Below are 26095 nucleotides of genomic sequence, written 5' to 3'. Positions count from 1 at the left end.
ACAAAAATTTTATGTTTTATTGTGATTGACCCCTATCCCATAAATGCCAAAGCAACGAATAAGGCATATCCTGCAAAAAGTAAAAAGCCTTTCCACCGGTTTAAAGAAAAACGCTTCGGAAGGAAAGCCAACGGAATCAAAATAAAGGCTATTCCCAGCATCCACCAGATATCACTGTTAAGGATAGCTTCAGATTTTACAGCAATGGGCTGAATAATTGCGGTAATACCAAGTACAGAAGCAATATTAAAGATGTTGGAGCCAATAAGGTTCCCCAGGGAAATCGCCTTCTCCTGTTTAACAGCTGCGATAATTGATGCAGCAAGCTCCGGGACACTGGTTCCAATGGCGATCATGGTCACCGAGATCACTCTTTCACTCACTCCTAAAGCTGAAGCCAGGTCTACAGCACCAGACACCAGGAACTCCGAACCAAAATACAGAGCCGCTCCTCCAATAATAAGCCATAATACAGTTTTAAAATTGGATGCCACCTGAAGATCTGGGTCCACCTCGTCGGGTTGTAATTCGGGTTTTATTCGTGCCCGACGGATGAGAAGAATGAGGTAAACCACTATGGCTATCACAAGTACAATCCCTTCGGGACGGGAAAGAACATCTTCAGTAAACAGGAAATAATACAGGGCCAGGGAAAAAAGCATCATGACAGGCCAGTTGAACCTGTAAAACTCCCGGTCAATAAGTAAGGGAGAGATCATTGCCGTAATTCCCATAACCAAACCGATATTGGCAATATTGGATCCTATCACATTACCCAGTGAAATATCAGAAAAACCGTTGAGGGCAGCCTGAAGACTCACAAGAAGTTCGGGAGCCGAAGTAGCAAAAGAAACCACGGTGAGGCCTATTACCATCCGGGATAATTTCAGCTTTAGAGAGATTGCTACAGATGATCTAACGAGGAACTCCCCTCCCACTACAAGTAAAATAAATCCGAGGATAATGTATACGATGCTCATTCAGTTTTTTTTGCGAAGATATAAGTTTCCCGCCGAATGCATGAATCTTGGCAATTTTGAAGAGGTTAATTAAACCCTAAAGACAAGAATAAAAATAATAACTATAAAAATAGTTATGAAACGATATTTTTAGTTATGTTTGTTCTACAGAGATATGAATATGGAAAAATTAACCAATAAGGAGGAGGAGATCATGAGGGTTTTGTGGAAGTTGAACAAAGCTTTTGTAAAAGACATCCTGGCCGATCTTCCTAATGAGGGTCTGCACTACAACACGGTATCTACCATTGTGCGGAACCTGGAAGAGAAAAATTATGTTTCCCACAATGCCTTTGGAAAAACGCATCAGTACTATCCCTTGATCACCAAAGAAGAATACAGAAAGCAATTTATGAATATGGCTACAAAAAAATTTTTTGACAGCTCTTATAAAAATGTAGTTTCTTTTTTTGCGAAGGAAGAAAAAATAAGTGCGCAGGAACTTAGGGAGATCCTGGATATCATTGAAAGGAAGAAGTGATGGAAGAAGCTATTATTTATTTACTTAAAAGTGCAGGTTTAATGAGTCTTTTTTACGCCGGCTATTTTTTCCTGCTGAAGAATGACACGAGCTTCAAAGCCAATCGCATCTTTTTATTGGCAGGAATTGTCACTTCCCTGCTCCTGCCCTCACTGGAGATCACGAGAACCATCGAAGTGGAGAGCTCTGCTGCTTCATTTTTTCCTGAAAATCTTTCAGCTGAAGTATTAGCCAGTACAGCCACCCGGTCGGAATCCTTTGACTGGTGGCAAATGGCGGGAATAATTTATCTTGTTGGACTCAGTTTTTTCCTTTTTAAGTTTCTGGTTGAAGTCTTTTCCCTTCTGAAGTTGATCTATTCTCACAAAACCATTCCACAAGGCGATCACTACCTTATTCAGAAATATGGAAATACTCAGCCGTTTTCATTTTTTAAGTACATAGTAATAGATCCGGACCAGCACACCTCAGCCGAATTGGAAATGATCCTTAAGCACGAGCGCTCACACGTACGCCAGTGGCATTCTGTTGACCAGATAATTAGCAGCCTAAGCGTTTTTCTGCTATGGTTCAATCCATTTTCCTGGCTTTATAGAAAAAGCCTTGTCCAAAACCTCGAGTACCTGGCCGACAAAGAAGTGTTAGCCACAGAGGTGTCAAAAATGGAATATCAAAAGACTCTTTTAAAAATATCAGTCGCCCGTTTTAAGCCGGCTCTAACCAATCAATTCTATCAATCCTTCATTAAAAAACGTATTATGATGCTCAATAAAAATGTTTCTCAAAAATCGAATTTTTGGAAGGTAAGTTTTCTGCTGCCTTTTCTGTTTTTCTTCATCTTCAGCTTTAATGTAAAGACCGAAGCGATGGCAGTTCCTGTACAAGACAAGCCGCAGATTACCAGGACAGAAGTTGCTGCTCATGTTACAAAAGAATCTGATGAACAGGCACTGCGTTCTTTTGAACGTCTTTTCAACAAACTGGGAGTAGAGCTTAAATTTGAGGATCTTAAATTTTCTGAAGGTTTGCTAACTAATGTTGCTGTATCTTTTAGAAAGAAGTCAACAGGAACCACAGGAAGCCTCTCTCTCAAAAACGAGAATGGAATTAGTCCTCTATTGATCTATACCGATGGTGAACAGGTAACGATGACCCCTGATGCTTCTGCGCCGGTAAACACAGAAGGAGCTCTTTCGGGGATGGGAAATTCACCTTTGTATCTCATTGAGGGCAAGGAATACAGCACTTCCCGCCTGACAGGGAAATACTTGTTGATCAAGGAAGGCTGGAGTGCACTGAGTCCGGCAGAAGCAAAAGTAAAGTACGGCAGTAAAGCAAAAGACGGAGCCATTATTCTTGCACAAAGCGTGATAATTGAAGACTTTAAAGCGGCTTTAAAAGCCATGGATTTGAAACAAATGAGTTCCAGTCAGAACTTTATTCATGTAAAGGAAAATGCGCCGCCGGTCCTGGTTGGCGTAAAATCTGAAATCACCCAAAGATCTACATCATCAACACCTTCAAAGTTTGAACTTACCGATGTAAAGTTTCACCAGGAGCCTGAAGATATCATCGCGGTTCAAACCGAAAACGAAAAAAATCAAATATTCATCACCCAGGAAAATGGTCCACTTATCATTATCGATGGGGAAATTCAGAAAAAGGATTTCAATTCTTCAGATATCGATCCTTCAAAAATTAAAACTATCAATGTTCTTAAAGACCACAATGCTGTAGAGAAATATGGAGAACCAGGTAAAAACGGAGTAATAGAGATCGAATTAAAAACTGCCGGAGAAATGAAAAACGCTTCTGCCGAATCTCGGCAGTCAAAGAAAGAAAAAGGAAATGTTCACTTTTCAGCTCATTCCATTCGATTTGAGGATTCTAAAGATGGAAAAAGCACCAGGTTGTCTGTAAGGGACGTGGGTAGTGCCTCCCTCCCACTTGATGTTCTATACGTAGTCAACGGAAAAGAAATGCCAAAGGATTTTGATGTGAAAACTATTTCCGTAGATGATATTGAATTTATCACTGTACTTAAAGATGCCAAAGCAGTTGAAAAATATGGAGAGAAAGCCTCAAAAGGGGTTATTGAGATAATTACAAAAGAGTAAGATCGACACAGGTAGCAGGTTGCAGGTTACAGAATGCACAACCTCTGTCAGGGGGTTTGGAATCCTGACAGGGTTAAAACCCCTGGTCAACTTCAATTCGGTTCTAAAATTCTGTGTTCAAGTTCTCAATTTGCACTTTTAACTTCCTGAATACTGCCCACTACCACTGAAGACTTTTTCATTATCTTTGGTAGAAACCAACCGGCATGAAGAAAACTATTTTCAGAACGCTCTCAAAGATCAACAAGAAAGTTTTGCCCAGCTACTCGAAAAGGCAGCTCGATCTTGCAAAAGCCACCAAATTTCAAAAAGCTCTTATTGGATGGAAAACCTGGGTGACGAAGAATTCACTCTAACAATTCAAAATTCAAAATTTAAGATTCAAGATTGAAAGTGTCAAGTTCCAGGTTGCAGGTTTGCATTCTGTGGAGCTTTATTAATTTCCCGATTCAACGATTCCCGATTCAACGATTCCCGATTCAACGATTCCCGATTCAACGATTCCCGATTCAACGATTCCCGAATTAACGATTCCCGATTCAACGATTCCCGAATTAACGATTCCCCAATTAACCAATCCCCAATTAACTAATAACTAATCAGCGACACCACCTTATATGCACTGATCTTTTCTTTTCCTTTCAAGAAATCCAGTTCCATCAGGAAATTACACTGCACAATCTCTCCTCCTAATTTCTCCACCAGCTTACAGGCAGCGGCGGCGGTACCACCGGTTGCCAGGACGTCATCATGGATAAGGATTCTTTCCCCTTTCTCTATAGCATCACAATGAACTTCTAAAATATCCTTACCGTATTCAAGCGAATAACTTTCCTGATGTGTTTTATAAGGTAACTTACCGGGTTTTCGAACCGGGACGAAACCGGCGTTTAATTCCTGCGCTAAAAGGGTGGCAAAAAAGAAGCCGCGGGATTCGATTCCGACTACCTTATCAATTTTTTCACCTTCCAAAAATGACAAAAACGCCTCGAGAGATTTTCGGGTAGCTGCGGGATCCTGTAGCAGGGGCGTGATATCCTTATACACAATTCCTTCCCTGGGAAAATCCTTAATATCTCTGATGTAATCCTGAATTTTAAACATAAGCTGAATTTAAACCGCAAGATAAAAATTAATTCCTGTAGGAACTGCCGTTTTTACTGTGTTATTAGTAAAAGTTCAACAAAGATTTATTACTCATTTAACGGCCTTCTCTACTAGCGTTGATTAAATTAGAGTAAACTTAAAAAGCTAGAAAAATGAAAAATTTAAAAGATCTGTTTGAGCACCAGTTGAAGGACTTGTACAGTGCCGAAACTCAACTTGTAGAAGCACTTCCTAAAATGCAGAAAAACGCCAATGATGACAAATTGAAAAAGGCTTTCGAAAAACACCTTAAGGAAACAGAAGGTCATGTTAAACGTATTGAAGAAGTTTGTGACGAACTCGGTATCAAACCTACAGGTGAAAAATGTAAAGCAATGGAAGGTCTCGTTAAGGAGGCTGAATCTTTCCTGAAAGAAGACACTGAAAAGGATGTACGCGATGCCGGACTAATAGCCGAAGCTCAACGTGTAGAGCACTATGAAATCTCCGGGTATGGTACAGCAGTACGTTACGCTAAGGAATTAGGTCATGATGACATTGCCGCTAAACTGCAGAAAACTCTGGATGAAGAGTATAAAACTGACAATCTCCTTACAGATATGGCCGAAGACCGGTTGAACCGTCAGGCAAAATCTTAAACAGCCCCTATATATTTCAAAGAACCGTCTGCCTCGTGTAGACGGTTCTTTTATGTTTTAAATAAAAAATCTATCTCAGGAAAAAATATTTTAAGAGGATTTTTGTCGTCTTCTTCTTCAAGTGCCAAATAATAGTTAAGTAAGGAAAATTCAGTAGAAAAATCATGTCTTTTTCATAACTTATAATCTATAAAAACAGAAAAAATTCAGGTGATGAATAGCCAGGATATCAAGGAGTTAATCCTAATGAAGTTAATTGAAGACAACTTTGAGATGTCCAAACACTGCCGTAAGTCTGCAGAGAAGCTCACAGACACATCTCTAAAACATTATTATCAAAATTTAGCCTCCCGCCGTTCAAGGTTCGCTGTAGAATTAGCCGATGAAATTGCTTTTTACAATGGTAAAAAACCCTACATCCCTTCCAAATTGTATAAAAGAGACAGAGAAGAATTTGAACCTGAAGCACAGCGAAAGATTATCAGCAAAACTTTAAAGCTAAATAAAAAAGATCTTCAGTCATACCACGAGGCGCTTTGCCGTATTCACCTGGGATCTTTTAGGGAAATCCTTATCCGTCATAAAGCCTTTATTGAGAACAGTATTTTTGAATTGAAATCGATTAAAAAGCTACTCAAATATCAATATCAGCAGAACGGGGAATTCAAACAGGAACGCAGTCACGGCTGATTGCATAAAAATTATTCTTTTAAAAGCACCGAAGAATTTTTCGGTGCTTTTACATTTTATAGATTCCCGGGGGATTTTCTATATTGCCGTTCCAATTTAAATTTCAAAATGAGTAATAAGTATTTCCTCTACATTTTGGCCTTTGTTAGCCTACAGCACATTTACGGCCAGACATCAGATCTAACAGTGCAAAAGATAATGCAGGATCCTTCGTGGATAGGCAACTTCCCATCCAATATTTCCTGGGGAGCACACAGTGAAAATATCTACTTTAGATATAATCCTGAAAATAATCCTGCAGATTCCCTTTACAGGTTAAACATTAAAAATCCTGAAAAAATAGAAAAAGTAAGCTGGCAGGAAGAAGACAAACTGCTTCCACGACAGGGAGATTTTAATAAGGCGAATAATAAAAAAGTTTTTACCCGTAACGGAATTTTATTTCTTTATGATCTAAAAAAACGGGAAGAAAAAAAACTGGTTGAGCTAAGTAATGGAATATCCAATCCGCAGTTTTTGGCCGACGAATCAGGGATCAGTTTCATTTATGAGAACAATGCCTACACTTACAACCTCAACTCTGGGGCAATTAAGAAACTGACCAATATACGTTCAGGAAAAGAAAAAGAGGAAAAAGAGAAAAAACTTTCTGAGCAGGATCAATGGCTTCAGGATGAAAATCTGCAATTGCTGGAAGAAGTAAAAAAACGGGAGGAGAACCGAAAGTCAAGAGACGCTTATCGGGAAATGACAGCCACTGCCCCGGATTATACCTATTATACCGGTGACAAAAGAGTTATGAATATGCAGGTTTCTCCTGCAGGAGACCATGTTACTTTTCAGCTATATAGCAGGAGTGACGCAAAAGATACAGATGTACCCGATTATACAGATCTTTCGGGATATACCGTAAATCTCCCTGCCCGAAGCAAGGTTGGCAGTGAGCAGGCAAAACTTGAGACCGCCATTTACCATCTTGAAAAGGATACAGTATATAAAGTGCAGACAGATGACCTGCCGGGGATCAAAGATCTTCCTGATTATGTAAGTGATTACCCCGACAAGGAATGGAAAGAGGAAGTAAGGGAGGTGTACACAAATGGTCCTTATTTTTCTGAAGATGGAAAAAATGCAATTTTGATCGTAAGATCTGAAGACAACAAGGATCGATGGATCACACTCGTGGATCTGGAAACAGGAAAATTGAAAAGCCTGGACCGCCAGAGAGACGAAGCATGGATTGCAGGGCCCGGAATAGGACATTCCTGGAGTGGTGGAACCATAGGCTGGCTTGATGACAATCAAACTATTTATTTTCAAAGCGAGGAGACAGGTTATTCTCACCTTTACCTGTTGAATGTGGATTCCGGCCAAAAAACAGCCCTTACGAAGGGAGAATATGAGGTGTTTGATCCCTTCCTGTCGCGAAACGGAAAGCACTGGTATCTGACTACTTCAGAAGTACACTCGGGGGAGAGACATTTCTACAAGATGCCCGTCAAGGGAGGAAAAATGGAAAAACTCACTTCTCTTACAGGAAATAATGAGGTGGAGCTTTCTCCCGATGAAAAGTATATGGCCATAAGGTACTCCTACTCCAACCAGCCATGGGAGTTGTACCTGAAAAAGACCTCTCCCGGGGCTGAAGCCAGGCAGCTTACCTCCGGCCAGTCCGATGAATTTAAAGCTTATGACTGGCGTGATCCCGAGCTGGTCCAATTCGAGGCTCAGGATGGAGCAATGGTACCTGCCAGGTTATATAAACCAACGGCCGAAGCCAGTAATGGTGCTGCGGTTATTTTTGTTCATGGGGCCGGATACCTGCAGAACGTACACAAATGGTGGTCAAGTTATTTCAGGGAATATATGTTCCACAATCTATTGACAGATCTGGGATATACTGTGCTGGATATTGATTACCGCGGAAGTGCCGGCTACGGAAGAGACTGGAGAACAGGAATCTACCGACATATGGGAGGCAAAGACCTGTCTGACCAGGTGGACGGGGTGAAATATCTCATTGCAGAACATAACGTAGATCCCGAAAAAGTGGGGATCTATGGCGGAAGCTACGGCGGATTTATCACTCTAATGGCCCTTTTCACTGAAGCTGATACATTTAAAGCAGGTGCGGCCTTAAGATCGGTAACAGACTGGGCCCATTACAATCATGGCTATACCTCAAATATCCTGAATGAACCCGTTGATGACCCTATCGCCTACAGGCGTTCCTCCCCTATCTATTTTGCTGAAGGTCTTGAAGGACACCTCTTGATCGCCCATGGAATGATTGATGTGAATGTTCATTTCCAGGATGTAGTAAGATTGGCGCAGAGACTTATCGAATTAGAAAAGGAAAACTGGGAAATGGCTGTGTATCCTGTTGAAGATCATGGGTTCCAGGAACCCAGCAGCTGGACAGATGAGTACAGAAGAATACTGCAACTTTTTAATGAAACTCTGGTAGACTAATAATTAAAGTCCGGTGCCATAAAAGCTCCGGACTTTTTATTTTCGGCTGCTCCTTCTTTCACAAAAGAACTAAATTTCCTACCTTTAATGAACTAATCATCCCACCATGAAAAAAATATTGGTTGCTATCAATGTTGAGAAGAACGCTGATCGCCTTTTAGGAAAAGCCGAAGAAATAGCAAGGGCTTTTGGTTCAAAAGTCTGGATACTGCACGTTAGCGAAGCCGATCCGGATGATTTTCTTGGTCTTGAAGCGGGACCTCAATTTGCCCAGGATAAAAGAGTGGAAAACCGGAAGAAGGAAAAAGACCTTGTACAAAGACTTGCCGCCGGGCTTCAGCAAAAGGATATCAAAGCCGAGGGGGTACAACTGGAGGGATCTACGGTTAAAATGATTAAGGCTGCAGTCCGTGATCTAGATGCAGATCTTATTATTGCAGGTCATCACAGGCGTAATTTCTTTTATCAGATGTTTGTGGGCAGCATTGAACAGGACCTAATGGAGGATTTAAATATTCCGGTAATGCTGGTGCCTGTAAAATATTAATTCTTTCATTTCCGGGTTTATAAATTTTACCTGCCATTCAATTAAGAAGATGGAGTCCCGGTAATAACTCTATTTGTTTTCCGGAATTCAGATCGTTTTTTCCACGGATTATTTTCTGATCTTTTTTATTAGAAAAATTTAAGACAAGCAGACCTAAATCAGGTACAAATGATTTGTAGGATTTTTCCAGCAATTTATTTTTTAAAAGGAAGTCTAAATACCTATTTTTAAAGCTCAAATATCATAACTTCATAATTTTCAGTAGGTAATAAGAAAATATTTTAATTATATTTGCTCACGTGCCTTAACAAAATATTAAGATAGTAAAAGGCGTTTTTTTATACCCCTACCATGACCGAGAATTGCTGGAAAGAAATTTTTGAAGCATTGCCTCAGGCATGCCTGGTTTTAAAACCTCAACCTGATAATAGTTTTATCACGGCAGATGTAAACAAGGCATATCTTGACCTGACGGGTATAAGCAGAGCTGACATACTTCAAAAAGATCTTGAAAAGGTCTTTCCTCCGAATCCTGAGCTTGAAGCTTTTAATGAAAGTGAAGTTTTTATTTCCCTCACAAAAGTTTTAAGAACAGGAGAAAAAGATGCTGTCAAAAACTGCAGGTATGATCTGTTAAATAGCAGCACAGGGGAATACCAGGAACGTTATTTTACTTTTCAGAATATCCCTTTAAAAAATCCTGATGGACAGATCGAGGTAATACTTCATACCTCTAAGGAGGTAACGCGGGAAAATTTATACGCCCAAAAAGAAAAAGAAATTGAAGCCGAATTAAATATTAACCGGCAACAATTCAAAAATTTTATTCGTGAGAATCCCGACGGACTGTACCGGCTGGACCTGGAAGGGAATTTTTTACATGCCAATCAAGGTTTCGCCAAACTTGCAGAACTTTCTATAGAAGAAATTGTAGGCAGCAATTTTTTACCTTTTTGCTCACCCCACCACAAGGACCTCATCCTGGAGCACTTTGACAAAGCCATTTCCGGTAAGATCACCTCTTTTGAAGCCGATTTCATTTCAGCTTTAGGGAAGACAGTGATCCTGAGGGTACTCCTGATGCCAATGTTTTCAGATGAAAAGGTAACTGAAGTTCACGGTATAGCTAAAGATATTTCTGAATTGCGCAACAGCGAAAAGGTAGTGGTAGAAAAAAGCAGATTTCTGGAAGTAAATGCTGCCTTTATAAGCTCCCTGCTGGAAAAAGAAATTAATGATGAAGCCCTCCTCGATACTTTCGGCATCATAGCCCAAACCGTAGAAGCAGATCGCATGTATTACTTTGGAGCCGATAAGGATCCAAAGACGGGTGAGATCCTAATTAGTCAGAAGGTGGAATGGTGTAGTGAAAATGCAGAATCGCAGTTAGATAATCCCGATTTGCAAAACATGCCTATTAGCAAGGTAGAAGAGATCACTGCTCCCCTTACCAAAAACCTGCCTTTTACCGCTACAAGACATGAACTTAAGCCGGGGGCACTAAAGGAGATATTCGAGGAGCAGCATATAAAATCCATGCTTTTACTTCCCATATTTGTGGAGGAACAACTGTTTGGTTTTGTAGGTTTTGACGACTGTACCAATGATCGAACCTGGAAGGAAGAAGAGATCACATTTCTAAAAAGCCTTACTCAAAATCTTACCAATGCTTTTGAAAAAAAAGCAGCGATTGACAGGGTTAGGAAAAGTGAGGAGGAAGTAAAACGTAGTGAGCAAAAATTCCGCGCCCTCGTTCAGGAAGGTTCAGATCTTATAGGAATATTGAACATTGAAGGCTATTATTCTTTTGTTAGCGAGAACTATAAGAACATTCTGGGATTTGATCCGGAGGACCTTATAGGAAAAAACGCCTTTCACTTCATTCATCCTGAAGATTGGGAAAGAGTCAAACACCAATTCTACCAGCTCAAGGAGCAAAAACAGGTAAAGATCTCTCCTTTCAGGTTTATGAATAAAGCAGGAGAATATCGCTGGGCTCAAACCACTGCGACCAACTTATTGAATGATCCCGCGGTACAGGGAATTGTTGCCAACTCCAGGGACGTCACCACTATCATTGAACAGGCGCGGGAGATCGAGCACATCAATGAAAGATATCAGTTAGCGGCAACAGCCACCGAAGATCTTATATATGACTGGGATCTTACCAGTAATAATGTTACCCGCTTTCATCGTAGCAGAAAAGAACTTTTTGGATACCCTTCAGATGTGGTAAACAAAAGGGAATTCTGGAAGAATAACATCCATCCCGAAGACCTTATTCAGGAAAGAAAAAGATTATCGGAAGTTCTTCGCAATCCAAATGAGAATTATATTAAAACCGAATACAGGTTTCGTAAAGCAGACGGCACTTATGCCCAGGTTGTGGATAAAGGATATATTATTAGAAACCATACCGGGAAAGCCGTCAGGCTTATAGGGGCTACCAGTGACATATCAGAGATCACCGCAAAAAAAGAGGCCTTAAAAGTAGCAAACAAGCGCTTTAAAATGGCGATGAAGGCTACCAACGAGATGATCTGGGACTGGGACATAGCTACAGATTCGGTTACAAGAAGTAAAGGCTATAAAAACATATTTGGCTATCATACCAATGAAGCCACCTCTGTACATTCTTTCTGGCTGAACAAGGTTGTGGAAGAAGATAAGGAGAAGGTGCGAAAATCCCTTGCCTGTGCAGTGCACGATCCCGAGGTTAAGAAATGGAAACTGGAATATCGCTTTTTAAAGGCCGATGGTAAAATTGCATATATCCAGGACAGGGGATATATCATCAGGAATAAAAAAGGAAAGGCTACCCGTATGGTAGGTGCCGTTCTGGACGTTACAAATTCAAGAAAATTGCTTCGAAGGGTACAGCGGCAGAACAAACTTTTAAAAGAAATAGCCTGGGAGCAGTCTCACGTTGTAAGAGCTCCCCTGGCGCGGATAAAAGGTTTGTTACACCTCCTGGAGCAGGAAAATTGCCAGGAAATGTCCAGAGAAGAAATCTTTTTTCACATACAGGATTCAGCCAATGAACTCGACAGCATCATTCGCAATATTGTAGGTAAAACTGAAAAAATAGATATTGAGATCAAGTAGTTCCACACCATTGGAGATCCTGGTAGTGGACGACGACAGGGTTGTTGCCCTGTTACACAAAAATCAGCTTCGTTGCTCAAAAATAGAACCGGCACCTGTGATTTGCAGCAATGGCGGGGAAGCTCTTAATTATCTGCTAAGGAAGGACAGCGCCGAAAATACCTTTCTGGTTCTTCTGGATCTCAACATGCCCGTGGTCAATGGCTGGAAATTTCTGAAAGAACTTAAAAAAGATCCGCCTCTGGCGCAGATATTCGTCGTCATCGTGACTTCCTCTATTAATCAGAAAGATCAGGAAAAGGCACAGAAATATTCCTCTGTAATTCATTTTTGTCCAAAACCTTTAAGTTCGTCCTGTGTAACTACAATAAAAAATCTGGAACAAGTGCGGCAATTTTTCAGGGAAGATTAAACGAAGCCAAAGAGCAGGGAGAATAGGTGCCAAAAATGGCATTTTTGGAGCTCTTTGTTTTCCGGGTTGTTCTTAAAGTCATATCTTCATAAGAAAAATATGAAGCAACTGCACACTGCATTTGTTGGTTATGGTCCCGGCGGAAGAATTTACAATGCACCCATTCTTTCAAGTGTTCCAGGCTTCAGGATAGACATGATCCTTACCTCCAGCTCCAAAAACGTTAAAGCTGCACGGAACGATTTTCCAAAAGCTGAAATTGTGGGGGATTACAACAAGATTTTGAACAATAAGGACATAGATCTGGTTGTCCTGGTCCTGCCCAATCACCTGCATTACGAATATGCCAAACAGGCTCTTGAAGCCGGAAAACACGTACTTGTTGAAAAGCCGTTTACCACCCATGTGTGGGAGGCGAACGAACTTATAAAGCTCGCTTATGACAATAACCTGGTACTGAGTGTTAATCATAACCGGAGATGGGACAGCGACTTCCTTACAGTAAAAAAAGTCCTTGAAAATGGCCTTTTAGGAAAGGTAGTGGAATATGAAGCCCATTTTGACCGCTTTAGAAACGAGGTGAAAAGCGGTTGGAAAGAAAATAAAGATCTGCCGGGCGGCGGAATCCTTTACGACCTGGGAAGTCATCTCATCGACCAGGCTGTTACGCTCTTTGGCTTACCGCGGGAAATATTTGCAGATATTCGCATTCAGCGTGAAGGTGCAGAGGTGCCCGATAATTTCGAGCTCCTCCTATTTTACCCGGGTCTCAAAGTAACTTTGAAAGCCGGAATGCTGGTGAAGGAAAAAGGCTCTACCTATAGCGTCTTCGGAACGAAAGGCAGCTTTATAAAGTATGGAGCAGATGTACAGGAAGAAGATCTAAAGCAGGGAAAAAAACCCGAAGATGAATCGGAGTGGGGTAAAGAACCACAGGAGATCTGGGGAAAATTAAATACTGTAGAAGAAGAAAAAAAGGTTGAAAGCGAGCACGGCAATTACCGGCGGGTTTATGAAGGCCTGTATGAAGCCATCAGTCTTGGGAATGATCCCGCAGTGACAGCAGAGCAGGCACGGGATGTCATAAGGATCATTGAAGCCGCCCAAAGAAGTATGGATGAGCGGCGGGTAATTACTTTTCGATAGGAACCCGGCGGCTCTCCTTCAGCTTTGAAAAATATCTTTTGGCTTCCTTCAGCACACGCGGAGCCATGATAAGTGTGGCTGTCATTGTCGGGATAGCCATAAGTGCAAAGAATCCGTCGATCAAATTGATCATCATGCTGAGAGAAGTTGTCGCTCCAAGCAGGATACTCAGAATATAGAAGTAGTTATAGTAATGCTTCCGGTGCGCCCCGATAAGAAAAGAGAGACATTTGCTTCCGTAGTAAGAATAGGAGAATAGGGAGGAAATACTAAAAATCGCAATACATACGAGCAGCAAATAATTTCCGTAGACAGGAATGGAGGCATTAAATGCTGCTGCAGTAAGGCTCACCCCGTTCACGTCATGAGTATGCCACACACCCGTAACAAGAATGGCCATCCCGGTTAGGGAACAAACAATAAGGGTATCAATTGCAGGGCCCAACATGGCCACAAGACCTTCCCTCACAGGCTCGGCAGTTTTCGCCGCCCCGTGAGCCATAGGAGCAGTACCTATCCCCGCCTCATTGGAGAATGCACCCCGACGAATACCAAGAATAATTAGACCTCCAAGCACACCTCCCAAAAATGGCTCTCCCACATAATTTTCAGCAGCAAAGGCATCTGTGAAAATGAGACCAAAATAATAAGGCACCTGGTCATAATTCACCAGCAGGATGATCAAAACCGAAACAAAGTAAAGGGCAACCATGACCGGCACCATTCTGGAAACCGTATTACTAATCCGTTCCAGTCCGCCGTAGATCACAACTGAAGTAATAATGGCAAGCAGAATCCCAATAGTAAGATTCGAGATAAAATCCACCTCTACTCCGTTTGGAGTAAGTAGAATATAATTTATTGCCTGGGTAAGCTGGTTTACATTAAACACCGGTAGGGCACCCACCAGTCCGGCAACACTGAAAAAGGCTGCCATGATCCACCATTTCCTGCCAAGACCTTCAGTAATAAAATACATAGGCCCTCCCTGTAGTTTTCCTTCGGAATCTTTCCCGCGGTACATGACTGCAAGGGTGTTGGTAAAGAATTTGGTAGCCATTCCGATCACTGCACTCACCCATAACCAGAACATGGCCCCGGGACCTCCAATGGCTATAGCAACAGCGACCCCCGCTATGTTACCCATTCCGATGGTAGAGGAAAGGGCTGTGGAAAGTGCCTTAAAATGATTGATTTCTCCCGGATCATTGGGGTCATCATATTTTCCGCGTAAAACTTCCACGGCATGTCTCAGGTATCTGAAGGGAAGAAATTTAGAAAGAATGAGTAGATATAATCCACCTCCGGTAAGTAACAATAAAAGCGGAAGGCCCCAAACAAAAGAGGCGAATTCAGCTATAAACTCATCTAGTTTAGCCATGAAGCAAATATAACTATTGCAGGGTATTGTACAAATAGAAGACAATATTGGGATCTACCCCGACTACAGGAGAGATTATTCTTCATCCTGCAGGTAAACGATACCCTTTGGCAGGATACTTAGCGGTAGCGGACTGTGCAGCTCCCGGTGAATACCATTTACATAATTTGGAATCATCCCGGCTTCTTCGGCAAGTTCACTACCTTCAAAACCGGTAATCTCACAATAATCCACCAGCTCATTGAAGTTCTGCAGGTATTTTGCAGCCAAAGGCATATATGACCAATGCCATTTTTCTTCCCTGTATCCCGTTCTTCCGGAGTCCTGAGCGGTATATACCTGGTAAAATCCGAATTTCGGAGCATTTTTTACCAGCCATTCATATTCGGCCCTGCCCCTGCCCTCTTCAAAATAGGAATTTTCGAGATTGTTTATATCTATGTCTGTTCCCCAATGGTGACGCGAAGTAGCAGGCATGGAACTGTACTCAAGGATCAAATTGACTTTTGCTAATGAGACCATATTGTCGAGAGCTCGCCATTTCCTTTCCCATATTGCCTTTTGCTCATTAAAATTTCGGGTTCCGGAAACGATCTTAAGCTCTACTCCCTCCTGTTTTGCCTGTAGATGCATTTCCTTAAAGGCAGCATAGACTACTTCATTCAGATAGATGCTTTTAGCAGCATAGTTTTTGTCCACTTTTACAAAATTGGAAGCTGTGCGGTAATCATATTTTCCCAGGAGGAAATCAAGGTCGGAGACAGTCTGCTGCGCACTTGAAGTGAAGAGCGGCAACAATAGTAAAAACACGAAAAAAGATCTGTTCATTCGCAGCCTGCAAGGATTAATTAATTAGGCTTCGGAAATAGACCCCTTTCCTTCTTCAACAGCTGCGCATCTGCCCGAAGCAAAACTCTGACCAAAATCTTAAAAGTTTCTTAATATTCCAAAACATTTTTTTGAATCAGGTATAATTATGAAGATTGGCAACAATAGTTGGTATTTACCGTACAAGCTGATGGCAAGGAATGAGACATCGTCACCGGTCCAATTGGTCTTCAAAACGCCTTCTGCAGAATAAAAATTTTAACTTTACCTTTAGCTGTAGAATAAGTGTTAAACATAAATCTTCTTATATGAAATTAAAATCCTCCTGTTTTCTGCTCCTCCTGTTCTTTCTTGGCTCCTCAATTTTACAGAGCCAAAATATCAATAAGGAAGATACAAGGTTGCTGAGCAAACCTGCAATTAGTGATACCCATATCGCCTTTATATACGCCGAAGATCTTTGGGTTGCCAATAAAAACGGATCAAATCCTACCCGTCTTACAATTGATGAAGGTGTAGAAAGCAATCCTGTTTTTTCTCCCGATGGAAAGATGATTGCTTTTAATGCCGAATATGACGGCAATACAGATGTATATGTGGTCCCGGTAAACGGCGGAATTCCACAGCGGCTTACCTGGCATCCCTATGCCGATTATGTGAGGGGTTTTACTCCTGAAGGTTCGGCTGTATTATTTTCTTCTCAGCGTAATATCTTTACTAACCGGTATTCAGAATTATTTGAAGTGCCGGTGACAGGAGGACAAATTACTGAGCTGGAGATTCCAAATGCCTATTGGGCTTCTTATTCACCGGACGGAAAATACATTGCTTACACACCCCTGTCTGAAAGATTCAACCAATGGAAACATTATCGTGGAGGAACGGCTACCCGCATCTGGATCTTTAATACAGAAGATCATTCTGTAACCGAAATTCCCAAACCTGCAGAAGGCAGCAACGATACGCGACCACAGTGGTTGGGGAATAAGGTCTACTTTAGAAGTGACCGGGCAGGAGAATTCAATCTCTTTAGCTATGACATTGCCACAAAGCAAGTGGAGCAACTTACACATTATAATGAATTTCCGGTTATAGATCTTGCAACGGGAAATAATGAGATCATTTTTGAACAGGAAGGTTATCTCCACACCTTTGATCCAAACTCTAAAAAGGCCAGCAAATTAAAAATTGGAATTGGAACCGATCTGCTGGAGGTACGGCCCCGATATGTAAAAGGAGACAATTACATTCGCAGCGCCTCTATTTCACCTACCGGAGCCAGGGTAGTTATGGATTTTAGAGGAGAAGTAGTAAGTGTGCCGGGAGAAAAAGGGGACGTCATGAACCTATCCTCTACTCCGGGAGCTCATGAGAAGTTCCCCGTCTGGTCACCTGACGGAAAATCTATAGCCTATTTTTCTGATGCAAGTGGCGAATACCAGCTTTTTGTACAGGACCAGACCGGGTTAGAAGAACCCAAAAGATTCGATCTCAACGGAACCGGGTTTTATGCCCACCCGCAATGGTCACCAGATAGTAAGAAGATCAGCTATGTAGACAACGGCAGGAATCTTTATGTAATCAATGTTTCTACGGGAAGGGTGAACAAAATAGCTACAGATGCACGTTATATTCCCGGGGTTTTCAGGAATCTATTTGGTGACTGGTCCCATGACTCCAACTGGATCACTTACACCATTGTGACAGATACAAGTTTTGAGCAGGCTTTTGTTTACTCTCTTTCTCAGAACAAATCTTTCCCCATCACCGACGGGCTTTCGAATGTATCCAGTCCCACTTTTGATCCCAGCGGAAAGTATCTTTATATGCTGGCTTCCACAGATGCCGGCCCGGTAGTGAACTGGTTCGACCAGTCCAACCAGGACATGCAAATGAGCAGTAACATCTACCTGGTTACGCTTCAGAAGGATGTAGAGTCTCCCTTTGCAAGAGAAAATGATGTAGAAAAAATTCAGAAGGAAGAGGAAGAGCAGGACAAGAAAAAGAAAAACGAGAAGGAGAAAAAGGAAACTAAAGTTCCCGATCTTAAAATAGAATTTGAAAACATAAATACCCGAATTGTCGACATCCCGGTGAAGGCCGGTAATTATGCTGCCTTAAGCGCTCCTAAAGAAGGAATGTTGTACTACCTGGCCTATGCACCCGGAGAGCAGGGCAAAGCTGCTTTGAGAAAATACGATCTTAAAGAAAGAGAGGATAAGGAGGTGATGCCGGCCAATCAATATCAGATCTCTGCAAATGGAGAAAAAGTTCTTTTTCTTGCCGACGGAAAATGGGGTATAGCCGAACTGGAGAAGATTGGCGAGAAACGCAATCTTAACACCGGCGATATCCAGGTGAAAATAGATCCCGTTGCCGAATGGCAGAACATTTTTAATGAAGCCTGGAGAGTTAACCGTGATTATTTCTACGATCCTAATATGCATGGTGTAGACTGGCAGGCTATGAAAGCGAAATATGAACCTTTCCTCGCCGATGTTGCCACCAGAAGCGATCTTTATACAGTAATGGAATGGATGTTTAGCGAATTGGGAGTGGGTCATCACAGATTTTCGGGTACCGGAGATCGTCTTCATGAACCCGGAAGAGTAAAGGGTGGACTTTTAGGAGCCGATTATGCTATTGAAAACAATCGCTACAGGATAAAAAAGATCTACGGCGGACTCAACTGGAACCCTGAGATGCGTTCCCCACTCACTGAACCCGGGGTGAATGTGAATACCGGAGATTATATCATACAGGTAAACGGGAAGGAAGTCAAGGGAAGTGACAACCTCTATGAGTTTTTTGAAAACACGGCAGGAAAGATCGTGATGCTTACGGTTAGTCCAGATAACAGCATAAAAAATTCCCGTACGGTAAAGGTAACTCCTGTTGAACACGAATGGGCGTTAAGGAACAGGGATTGGGTTGAAGGTAACATGCGAAAGGTACATGAAGCTACTAACGGTCGAGTGGCTTACGTGTATGTTCCCAATACCGCCGCGGCAGGCCATGAATATTTCAAGCGCTATTTCTATCCACAGGCAAACAAGGACGCGATCATCATAGATGAGCGTTTTAACGGCGGCGGACAGCTGGCCGATTATTACATTGATATCCTTCGTAAACCCGAACAGGCTTACTGGAACTTCAGGTATGGTAAGGATCTCAAATCTCCAAGTGCTTCCATACAGGGGCCAAAAGTGATGATCATTGATGAAACAGCAGGATCGGGCGGGGATTATCTGCCATGGATGTTTAGAAAGTTTGATTTGGGAACAATTGTGGGTAAAAGAACCTGGGGCGGATTGGTAGGAGTTCTAGGCTATCCCGAATTCATTGACGGCGGCTCTGTAACTGCACCTAACGTTGCTTTTTACACCGAAGATGGATTTAGGGTAGAAAACGAAGGTGTAGCTCCCGATATTGAAGTGGAACAAACTCCGGCAGAGGTGATAAATGGTAAAGATCCCCAGCTGGAAAAAGCCATAGAAATCGCACTACAAAAGCTGGAAGAGAATCCTCCAAAAGAGATGGAAACTCCGCCTTATCCTGTGATTCGCGATAAGAAAATTATCAAATAGTTATTTGTTAATTGTTAATTGTTAATTGAAAAAGCCATGAATTCATTTCTGAATCCATGGCTTTTTTTTTAATTCAGCATTTATAGCTAAACTCTAAAGGTTTAGGAATCCATTAAAAAGGACTTCTACAGAGACTGTAGAATTTGCATCTACATTAACAGAGTTCAGATTCAGATTTCCGGAACCGGCCATTTCCAGCTGTCCTTCAAATTCGAGTTTTCCGTCATTATTATCGTCTGCATAAGAATGAAAATAGAGCTCATATTCTCCTGCTTCCATAAAATGGAGGGAAAACTTACCGTCGCTATTGTTTACAACAGAGCTGCTTACAGCATTCGCAAAGCGTACTCCGCCGGAATTCGGATTCTTTTCTGAATCATTATAATCTCCTTTTTTATAGGCAAAGACCAGCATTTGCTCTGAGTCATAATTGCCCATGTTAGAAACATTTCCTGTGATAGTCCCGGCTTTTAAGGTATTCACGGCTCTTACACTGTTTCTTAACTGTGCTGCACTGCTAAAAGTGTAGGCATTCTCAGCCCCTGAAGTAATAGATTTTCTCAGGTCAAAATCCAGTACCAACTGATTTTCTGCGGAAGCAAGGATCTCTGCTGAATCGGCTACAGAAATTTCTGTCGCAGTCTGCGTAAGAGCATGTTTCTGTCCGTCTGCAGTTAGAACATAATTCCCCGATCCATTTCCTGAAGCATCAGTTTCAGAAAGAACAAGTACAATATCTGAAGTTGTGCCTGCTTCCAGGTTCAATTCTCCCAGGAGTTCAGTCTTCCCGTTAGTAAAACTGCTGATCTCGATGGTGGTCTTCTGAAAATTCTCAATAGCTTTTCCATTGACCCGCACCTCAGATACTGTAATGAATGTCCCCGTTACTTCGGGATTGTCAACAGGAGCATCTGTGATATAAACTTTAGTAGCATAAGTCTGCTCAGATCCATTGGTAGCATCATCGTCGTCAGTAGAACACGAAGCTATTGTTCCGGCAAAAAGAACTAATAAAAATAATTTTAATAATGAATTCAGTTTCATAAAAATTGTTTTTAGCGGTTCACCCGCGGTTATGGTTTAGAAAACGCAAATTAAAAATGCATATTTCGACTGAGATCTGCTTTTAAGAGACTTTTAACGGCGTTTTAGGTAATTAAAAAGATTTCTTTAAAGGTAAATCCTACAAGAATGGGAAACGGGAAACGGGATTCGGGAGACGGGAGACAGGAGACGGGAGACAGGAGACGGGAGACGGGAAGCGGAGATAGAGTCGTCACGGATTGTAAATCCGCGCCAACCATTTGATTCAAGATTCAAAATTTAAAATTCAAGATTTGAGAATCGGGATTAGTTAATTCGGGAAACGGGAAACGGGAGTCGGGAATCGTTAATTCGTTAATTCGGGAAACGGGAAACGGGTTCATGTTAATTTCTGAAAAAATATCTGAGGCCGATTTTCCCTTCCAGGATACCCGTTACTTCAAGGTCCGGACGGCTTTGGTACTGAAAATGACCAACCAGACCGAATTTTGGATAGATCCAGAAGATGCCGGTTAGACGTCCCAGCCATCCAAAATAAGTGGTGGTTTCCAAGGACTATCTTTGTTTTTTCCAGATATTGGACACACTGCCTCCAATCGCTGTTTCTATTCTATTATTTTTCAGAAAAAATAAGTCGGCTCCCAAAGCCAGTTTCTGGTAATTGGCCTCTTTAAATTTCCCGAAGAGTAAATAGAAGGCCAGTTCATTTTCAATTAATCCCACTTCAACGTCAAAATGGAGTCCCCGGTGATCTTCTTCAGTCCGTGGATTGTCGATAATACCAAAAGCTTTATTAGGATCTATGGCAATTCCTGTGTAGAATTGGCTATAGCAGTTTATGCTGCAAAAGAATAAAGCTATGACCCACCGGAACATTTGTCTTTTCTTAGATATCCAATTGAAGTTATCACTATTCGAAGATAAATCTTCAGAATTAGCACAAGCTTAACTTGCTGATAAACAACGATCTCAAAGAAATTTAAAGAAGTAATGCCCGTAAGCTCCGAATTCTGTTGCACAGGATCTCCTCTCCAAAAGCAAAGTTCTCATCTCTATTTATTAAAAAGTGAAATAATTCGTTTCTGTCCTCTTGTTCATATCACAATCAAAGCCATGTAGAGCGGCATTCCAAAAGTAATATTGAAAGGAAAAGTAACTGCCAGGGCCATGGGCAGGTAAAGACCGGGATTTGCTTTTGGCACTGCCATCTTCATTGCAGCCGGTACAGCGATATAGGAAGCACTGGCGGCCAGGATAGCCAGCATGAACCTGTCTCCAACATTTCCTGTTACGAGACCGCTGGCCCAGGCTACAATACATCCATTTATTACCGGTATGATTATAGCAAAAAGGGTAGTGAACCAGCCGCTTTTAATAAAGTCTGCCAGTTTTCTTCCGCTAATAATTCCCATATCCAGGAGAAAAATAGCCAGAAAACCCTTAAAGATGTCATTAGTAAAAGGGGCAATTCCCTGAGCCTGACTTTCACTTGCTACAAAACCTATAATTAAACTTCCCAGGATCATCAGCACACTTCCGTTAGAGAATGAATGGCCTATTAAACTGGACATTTTCGGTGAGGTATTGTCTTTCTTCCCGTATAATGAAATAAGTGCCACGCCAACAATGATTGCAGGAGCTTCCATTAAAGCCATTAATGCAACCATATGTCCACTGTAAGAAATTTGCTGAATTTCCAGAAAGGAAACGGCAGTGACAAAGGTTACAGCACTAATAGAGCCATATGCGGCGGCGATAGCTCCAGAGTTTTCAATGCTCAATTTTCTTCTAAGAAGATAGAAAGTATAAATTGGTATAATAAGGGCAGTAATAACCCCGAATAAAACGGTCCAAATGATTTCCATAGAGAAATGACTATGCGCCAATTCCCTGCCTCCATTAAATCCTATTGAAAATAAAAGGTAGAGAGATATAAACTTCGATGAACTTTTAGGAATCTCAAGATCACTTTTTAGGTGGACTACCAGAATACCCATTACAAAGAAAAGTAAGGCCGGGCTTGTCAAATTTTCTATTAAAAGATTTAAATTCATAAAATTTGGTGTTATAGGGGTTTAAGGTGCTGTTCTGGTTACTTTAATCTTTAGCAGCTCTTCGCAGTTTGTCGTTGATGGTTATTCCCAATCCTTTCTCAGGTAGCTGTTCAAAAACAATTATGTCCAAATTCTTTTGATCCAGCCGGTGCATTGCGGCATAGACATTCTTTGCAGCCACTTTCAGATCACCCGACTTTGACAATATTTCCTGGTGGTCTAATGGTAAATCTTCTAAAGGGTACTGAAAAAGGAGAGTGCCCACTTTCTTACCTTTTAAGGATTCCAATGTGGTTTTTATATTATTTGTAAAACAACTTTTAGTATTAGGAGAATAATGTCTGGATAACATTCCCGGTGCTTTAGGCCTTTGATTATCATGAATACTAAAACGAAGTTTGCCGGTGACTTTCTCAATTTCCTCTGCCGTTATAGCACCCTGCCTGAATATAACCGGGTTTTCAGCTTTGTCAAATCCCACTATGGTCGATTCGATTCCCCTTTGACATTCCCCTCCATCTAAAATCAGGTTAAGCTGATTCCCGAAGTATTTTAAAACATGATAAGGTTTTGTGGGACTAATGGATCCAAATGGATTTGCACTGGGCGCAGCTAAAGGAAAAGGTAGTTTTTTCAGAAGCTCTAAAGTCAACTTGTGGTCAGGAATTCTTACAGCTACAGTATCTAGTCCTGCAGTAACTATAGAAGGAATGATTTTCTTTTTCTTCAAAATCAGGGTCAATGGACCTGGCCAAAAAGTATTCGCTAACTTGTAAGCTACATCAGGAATACTCTTTGCTAATTTTTCCAGTTCGTTGACCGAGGCAATATGGACAATCAGAGGATTGTAAAGAGGTCTTTTCTTTAAATCGAAAATCTTTTTTACTGCAGCTTCACTTAATGCATTCCCCCCTAATCCATATACTGTTTCCGTGGGGATGGCTATAATTCCTCCATTTTTCAATTCGGAAATAGCCCTGTCAAAAATTTTACTCATCGAACTTTAAAGATCTCCCGTTGAACAGGAAAGGCTTACAGATGAATTAATAATTACCGTGGAACCTTCCCTTTCAGCATTCTCCAGGAAGGAAATAATTTGTTCCCTTGTCTCCCGTAGTTCGGCCAGCCTCACCCGTGAGCTCTTATCAGAGCTACCAATGCGAATTTCTGAACTGAAGTCTCTATTGTTATGAAACTGAATCTTGCTGCCAATCATGTTGAGCAAAATATCTCTTGCATCTGCAGGACTAAAGGTTCCGTCGATCAACTTTAAATTTTTCATGGTGTAGAAAATTTTTGGGTTTTCTGATTTGATTTTAGAATTAACACAGTCGATTTTTTTCTGGTGCAAATGTGAAACATTGTATATATAATGTGAAATTTATATTTTTGATAAAAAACATAAGAACTTCTTATGAACTACACCTTACATCAGCTGAAGATCTTTCTGGAGATTACCAGGACCCGAAGTATAACTAAGGCTTCTGCAGAACTACACCTCTCGCAACCGGCCGTCTCCATGCAGCTTAAGAACTTTCAGGAACAATTCGATTTCCCACTCACCGAAGTTATAGGCCGGAAAATTTATATTACTGACTTTGGAAAGGAGATAGCTATAGCGGCTGAAAACATCCTTAAAGAAACCGAAACAATAAGTGCAAAGAATGCTGCTTATAAGGGAGAACTTATCGGAAGGTTAACTGTTGCCGTTGTCTCTACCGGTAAATATGTAATGCCTCATTTTCTCTCCGGATTTATGCGGGATCATCCCTCCGTAACTTTATCTTTAGATGTCACAAATAAGGCTGCGGTTATAGAAAATCTGGAAAAGAATGAGATTGACTTTGCTCTGGTTTCTGTTCTTCCTGAACATTTAAAGATCGAAAGCATTCAACTTATGGAGAACAAGTTATTTCTTGTAGGTGGAAGGGAACAGACTTTAGAAAACAGACATCACAGTAGAGATATTTTAAAGGAGATTCCATTGATATATCGGGAAGCAGGATCTGGTACGAGGCATGTCATGGAAAGTTTTATGAAGCAGTACAACCTTCCTGTATTAAAGAAAATGGAGTTGACCTCAAATGAGGCAGTTAAACAGGCTGTAATAGCAGGCTTAGGTTATTCAATTATGCCGATAATAGGGATCAAGAATGAACTGAAAAACGGTGATCTGGAAATTATTCCCGTAGGAGGCTTTCCTATAAGATCAAACTGGCAAATAATATGGATGAAAGGAAAAAAGTTTTCACCTGCGGCTGCCTCCTATTTGGAATACTTAAAAAAAGAACGCTTAAAAATAATTAAAGACAAGTTCGACTGGTATGACCAATATTAATAATCAAGCTTTTTAATGAGATTGGTAAAAAAATAATTAATAGCAAATATAAGTTATCCTTATAATTTTGAATTTACTTCATCCCTCTGCATGTAGAAAAATTCAAGCAAATAGATACCTGTAAAGTGAGGAGCCTGTAACCAGGAAGCAACAACAGTCCTGCAATGTTTCGGGTGCGGGTTCCGAACCTGGTTCTTCAGGGCAACGGCTGCAGAATTGATTTTGTAAGGCGTGAAAGGTTCCGGCATCCTCAATAATTCAGACTTAAAATAAATACCCGGAATCAATCCAAAAAAGAACCGGCTCAAAGAAGTCCTGAGCCGGTTGTAATCTCTGAGTTATAATTTTACTATTCCAGCCACTCTACAGCCCCGGTATCAACATTATAATAGGCTCCTATTATATTGATTTCACCATTTTCTGCCATTTCAGCAATTATTGGACTATCAGTCTTGATCTTGCCGATTGTATGTTTTACGTTATTTTTAATAACTGCATTAACATATTCTTCGTTCTTAACTGTTCTTTGATCTTCAGCAAAGTTATTTGTCATTTCGATAGCGGGATCAATATGTGCAAGCATTGCAGTAATATTGCCCAGTTCCACGTTATCAATAGCCGATTTTACGGCGCCACAACTTTCATGGCCCATTACCACAATGACCTTTGATCCTGCAACCTTGGTGGCAAATTCCATACTTCCCAACATTTCTTCATCTGCAAAGTTCCCTGCGATACGACCCACAAAAAGATCTCCCAGTCCCTGGTCAAAAATCTCTTCAACAGGTACTCTACTGTCAATACAAGACAGTATCATGGCTTTTGGATACTGTGCGCCGGCAGTGGCCCCTATCCTCGCCTGGCGATTTCTCGGAGTAAGGCTGTCTTTGATAAATCTTTCATTACCTCCTTTAAATTCGGCGACAACATCTGCAGGCATCAATGCATCACGCTCCTGTTGGGTCAAAGTGACATCAGCATTCCTATCTGCCCCTTGATTTGTCATTTCAGTGTCTCCTGTAGTATCACCGGTTGCATTCCTGTCTTTATCTTCCCCACATGACATCATGAGTAAGGAAACACCTAAAATCATGCTTAAAAAATTGAAATTTTTCATTTTGCTCATTTT

24 protein-coding genes are annotated in these 26095 nt (G+C 41.2%); 12 read left to right on the top strand and 12 right to left on the bottom strand.

The window, feature by feature from the left end:
- Positions 1-32: 32 nt before the first annotated feature.
- Entirely contained in the window at positions 33-980 is a 948-nt protein-coding gene (locus tag G564_RS0117675) for a calcium/sodium antiporter (protein WP_029038821.1), read from the bottom strand.
- A 160-nt stretch (positions 981-1140) separates the two neighbouring features.
- Between G564_RS0117675 and G564_RS0117670 the strand changes: the two genes are divergently transcribed.
- The 3 genes from G564_RS0117670 to G564_RS0117660 all read left to right on the top strand — a co-directional run bounded on the left by G564_RS0117670 (position 1141) and on the right by G564_RS0117660 (position 3973).
- Positions 1141-1500 carry a BlaI/MecI/CopY family transcriptional regulator gene (locus tag G564_RS0117670; RefSeq protein WP_029038820.1) on the top strand — a complete coding sequence of 120 codons (360 nt, stop codon included), beginning with the start codon at positions 1141-1143 and terminating at the stop codon, positions 1498-1500.
- A complete protein-coding gene (locus tag G564_RS20045) occupies positions 1500-3617 on the top strand; it encodes a M56 family metallopeptidase (protein WP_051205608.1) in 2118 nt (705 codons plus the stop codon). The genes G564_RS0117670 and G564_RS20045 overlap by 1 nt, the downstream gene beginning before the upstream one ends.
- Positions 3618-3823: 206 nt before the next feature.
- A complete protein-coding gene (locus G564_RS0117660; RefSeq protein WP_084625680.1) occupies positions 3824-3973 on the top strand; it encodes an SsrA-binding protein in 150 nt (49 codons plus the stop codon).
- Positions 3974-4053: 80 nt separating this feature from the next.
- Here G564_RS0117660 and G564_RS20945 read toward each other — a convergent pair whose 3' ends face one another.
- Together G564_RS20945 and G564_RS0117655 are read right to left on the bottom strand one after the other, a co-directional pair.
- A complete protein-coding gene (locus G564_RS20945; protein WP_084625679.1) occupies positions 4054-4194 on the bottom strand; it encodes a hypothetical protein in 141 nt (46 codons plus the stop codon).
- Positions 4195-4205: 11 nt separating this feature from the next.
- On the bottom strand, positions 4206-4721 hold the full coding sequence (locus G564_RS0117655) for an adenine phosphoribosyltransferase (protein ID WP_029038818.1): 516 nt from the start codon (positions 4719-4721) through the stop codon (positions 4206-4208).
- A 155-nt stretch (positions 4722-4876) separates the two neighbouring features.
- Here G564_RS0117655 and G564_RS0117650 point away from each other — a divergent pair, with 155 nt between their 5' ends.
- The 7 genes from G564_RS0117650 (at position 4877) to G564_RS0117615 (ending at position 13734) form a co-directional block, all read left to right on the top strand.
- On the top strand, positions 4877-5362 hold the full coding sequence (locus G564_RS0117650; protein ID WP_029038817.1) for a YciE/YciF ferroxidase family protein: 486 nt from the start codon (positions 4877-4879) through the stop codon (positions 5360-5362).
- Between the two features lie 213 nt (positions 5363-5575).
- Positions 5576-6052, top strand: a complete 477-nt coding sequence (locus G564_RS0117645) for a ferritin family protein (protein ID WP_029038816.1) — start codon at positions 5576-5578, stop codon at positions 6050-6052.
- A gap of 108 nt (positions 6053-6160) precedes the next feature.
- Positions 6161-8524 (top strand): S9 family peptidase, encoded by a 2364-nt coding sequence (locus tag G564_RS0117640; RefSeq protein WP_029038815.1) that lies wholly within the window; start codon positions 6161-6163, stop codon positions 8522-8524.
- A 106-nt stretch (positions 8525-8630) separates the two neighbouring features.
- Positions 8631-9071, top strand: coding sequence for a universal stress protein (locus G564_RS0117635; protein ID WP_029038814.1), 441 nt, complete (start codon positions 8631-8633; stop codon positions 9069-9071).
- A 351-nt stretch (positions 9072-9422) separates the two neighbouring features.
- Entirely contained in the window at positions 9423-12176 is a 2754-nt protein-coding gene (locus tag G564_RS0117625) for a PAS domain-containing protein (protein WP_029038812.1), read from the top strand.
- A complete protein-coding gene (locus G564_RS0117620; RefSeq protein WP_037374249.1) occupies positions 12163-12588 on the top strand; it encodes a response regulator in 426 nt (141 codons plus the stop codon). Before G564_RS0117625 ends, G564_RS0117620 begins: the two co-directional genes overlap by 14 nt.
- A gap of 99 nt (positions 12589-12687) precedes the next feature.
- Positions 12688-13734 (top strand): Gfo/Idh/MocA family oxidoreductase, encoded by a 1047-nt coding sequence (locus G564_RS0117615; RefSeq protein ID WP_029038810.1) that lies wholly within the window; start codon positions 12688-12690, stop codon positions 13732-13734.
- Here G564_RS0117615 and G564_RS0117610 read toward each other — a convergent pair.
- Complete coding sequence (locus G564_RS0117610) at positions 13721-15115, bottom strand: alanine/glycine:cation symporter family protein (protein ID WP_029038809.1); 1395 nt, start codon at positions 15113-15115, stop codon at positions 13721-13723. The two genes, G564_RS0117615 and G564_RS0117610, sit on opposite strands and share 14 nt — an antisense overlap.
- 75 nt (positions 15116-15190) lie before the next feature.
- A complete protein-coding gene (locus G564_RS19625) occupies positions 15191-15943 on the bottom strand; it encodes a M15 family metallopeptidase (RefSeq protein ID WP_084625678.1) in 753 nt (250 codons plus the stop codon).
- 308 nt (positions 15944-16251) lie between these two features.
- Between G564_RS19625 and G564_RS0117600 the strand changes: the two genes are divergently transcribed.
- Positions 16252-19530, top strand: a complete 3279-nt coding sequence (locus G564_RS0117600; protein ID WP_029038808.1) for a S41 family peptidase — start codon at positions 16252-16254, stop codon at positions 19528-19530.
- Positions 19531-19623: 93 nt separating this feature from the next.
- Here the strand turns inward: G564_RS0117600 and G564_RS0117595 are convergent, their stop codons facing one another.
- From G564_RS0117595 to G564_RS0117570, 6 genes are all read right to left on the bottom strand, one after another.
- Positions 19624-20574, bottom strand: a complete 951-nt coding sequence (locus G564_RS0117595; protein WP_051205602.1) for a DUF4382 domain-containing protein — start codon at positions 20572-20574, stop codon at positions 19624-19626.
- Between the two features lie 384 nt (positions 20575-20958).
- A complete protein-coding gene (locus G564_RS20420; protein WP_156879287.1) occupies positions 20959-21126 on the bottom strand; it encodes a hypothetical protein in 168 nt (55 codons plus the stop codon).
- 3 nt (positions 21127-21129) lie between these two features.
- A complete protein-coding gene (locus G564_RS0117585) occupies positions 21130-21450 on the bottom strand; it encodes a hypothetical protein (protein ID WP_029038806.1) in 321 nt (106 codons plus the stop codon).
- Between the two features lie 218 nt (positions 21451-21668).
- Complete coding sequence (locus tag G564_RS0117580; RefSeq protein ID WP_029038805.1) at positions 21669-22628, bottom strand: sodium-dependent bicarbonate transport family permease; 960 nt, start codon at positions 22626-22628, stop codon at positions 21669-21671.
- Between the two features lie 43 nt (positions 22629-22671).
- Entirely contained in the window at positions 22672-23625 is a 954-nt protein-coding gene (locus G564_RS0117575; protein ID WP_029038804.1) for an L-threonylcarbamoyladenylate synthase, read from the bottom strand.
- 6 nt (positions 23626-23631) lie between these two features.
- Positions 23632-23910, bottom strand: a complete 279-nt coding sequence (locus tag G564_RS0117570) for a hypothetical protein (protein WP_029038803.1) — start codon at positions 23908-23910, stop codon at positions 23632-23634.
- Between the two features lie 132 nt (positions 23911-24042).
- Between G564_RS0117570 and G564_RS0117565 the strand changes: the two genes are divergently transcribed.
- On the top strand, positions 24043-24966 hold the full coding sequence (locus tag G564_RS0117565) for a LysR family transcriptional regulator (RefSeq protein WP_029038802.1): 924 nt from the start codon (positions 24043-24045) through the stop codon (positions 24964-24966).
- A 349-nt stretch (positions 24967-25315) separates the two neighbouring features.
- Here G564_RS0117565 and G564_RS0117555 read toward each other — a convergent pair whose 3' ends face one another.
- Entirely contained in the window at positions 25316-26083 is a 768-nt protein-coding gene (locus G564_RS0117555) for a carbonic anhydrase family protein (RefSeq protein WP_211224637.1), read from the bottom strand.
- Between the last annotated feature and the right edge of the window lie 12 nt (positions 26084-26095).

The organism is Salinimicrobium xinjiangense DSM 19287, assembly GCF_000423585.1.
Taxonomy (GTDB): domain Bacteria; phylum Bacteroidota; class Bacteroidia; order Flavobacteriales; family Flavobacteriaceae; genus Salinimicrobium; species Salinimicrobium xinjiangense.
This window is presented reverse-complemented; position numbering and strand designations above follow the sequence as displayed.